We start from the raw sequence: 365 nt of genomic DNA, 5'->3' as shown, positions 1-365 counted from the left end.
CGCGCGAGACGCTGGCCGAGGCGATCATCGGCGGCATCGGCGCCGGAGTTGCCGACCTGCTGGTGATGGCGGATGGCCTGCTCGGGGGCGAAACCCGGCTGCTCGCCCCGCCCCGCGCCACCGGCTGGCACTACGCCCTGGTGCGCGCGGAGGCGGCGCGCCCCGATCCGGTGGTGGAGCGTTTCGCCGCCTGGCTCAGCGCCGAGGTCGAGAAGACGTCGCGCGGCCTGGCGGCGCTGCCGCCTCCCGCGGAGACCATTTGAAACCGGCGCCAGACCGCTCGTTTTCTATCGGTCCGCACGGCGGATCTTTATCGGAAAACCCAGGGACTCTTCTTTTTCTGAAGAAAAAGAAGCAAAAAGACT

General features: G+C 68.2%; 1 pseudogene. It reads left to right on the top strand.

Features of this window, described 5'->3' with window-relative positions:
- Window positions 1–263: pseudogene (locus R5H29_RS00870) on the top strand (hypothetical protein); the annotation flags it as partial.
- Window positions 264–365: the final 102 nt, after the last annotated feature.

Source organism: Stenotrophomonas sp. A3_2 (assembly GCF_036624925.1).
GTDB lineage: Bacteria > Pseudomonadota > Gammaproteobacteria > Xanthomonadales > Xanthomonadaceae > Stenotrophomonas > Stenotrophomonas hibiscicola.
The sequence above is the reverse complement of the archived record's forward strand: the minus strand, read 5'-3'. Positions and strand labels throughout refer to the sequence as shown.